The sequence below is a fragment of the Heliobacterium chlorum genome (assembly GCF_014502795.1).
In the GTDB taxonomy this organism is placed as follows: Bacteria; Bacillota; Desulfitobacteriia; order Heliobacteriales; family Heliobacteriaceae; genus Heliobacterium; species Heliobacterium chlorum.
In genome coordinates, this window is sequence record NZ_JACVHF010000124.1 from 1 (window position 1) to 782 (window position 782).

General features: G+C 52.8%; 1 tRNA gene and 2 rRNA genes. All 3 read left to right on the forward strand.

What is annotated here, in order from left to right:
- A 16S ribosomal RNA gene (locus tag H1S01_RS20505) occupies positions 1 to 199 on the forward strand; the annotation flags it as partial.
- A 334-nt stretch (positions 200 to 533) separates the two neighbouring features.
- Positions 534 to 650 (forward strand): 5S ribosomal RNA (gene rrf, locus H1S01_RS20510).
- 54 nt (positions 651 to 704) lie between these two features.
- Positions 705 to 781, forward strand: a tRNA-Ile gene (locus tag H1S01_RS20515).
- The last annotated feature ends 1 nt before the right edge of the window (position 782 follow it).

Consider the following 782-nt stretch of genomic DNA (forward strand, 5'->3'; position numbering starts at 1 on the left):
CTAGTAATCGCGGGTCAGCATACCGCGGTGAATACGTTCCCGGGCCTTGTACACACCGCCCGTCACACCACGAAAGTTGGCAACACCCGAAGTCGGTGAGGTAACCGTAAGGAACCAGCCGCCGAAGGTGGGGTCGATGATTGGGGTGAAGTCGTAACAAGGTAGCCGTATCGGAAGGTGCGGCTGGATCACCTCCTTTCTATGGAGACTCGTCACGGTAGAGGATGAACCTTGCTAGGTTTACTAGTGAAGGGATGAAACCGCTACGCAGTGAGATGTCGAGGTCGAACCGGACGGAGACCTCCCAGTTATGCTCTTATAGAGATACGTAAATTGGCAGTTTAACTGTTTAATGAGCAGCATCTCGATAGAGCTCGATGGGACAGGTCCGAACGGAACGGTTAGCACGCAATAGCACACAACTGTTTGATTTTGAGGGACTGGAGAAACTTACCGGTTGAAAACATCAACTGTGTATAGTAAACTCTTAATTCCGGTGATGAGCCGGATGGACCTCAACAACTGCAAACTGATCTGGTGGCAATGGCGGAGGGGTCACACCCGTTCCCATCCCGAACACGGTAGTTAAGCCCTCCTGCGCCGATGGTACTTGGGACGTTGGTCCCTGGGAGAGTAGGTCGCTGCCGGATCGACCGGGTAAACCGGTGAAAACCTTGACAAGATAAACCTTGTCAGGTGCATATGGGCCTATAGCTCAGCTGGCTAGAGCGTACGACTGATAATCGTAAGGTCGGTGGTTCGAGTCCACCTAGGCCCACCAT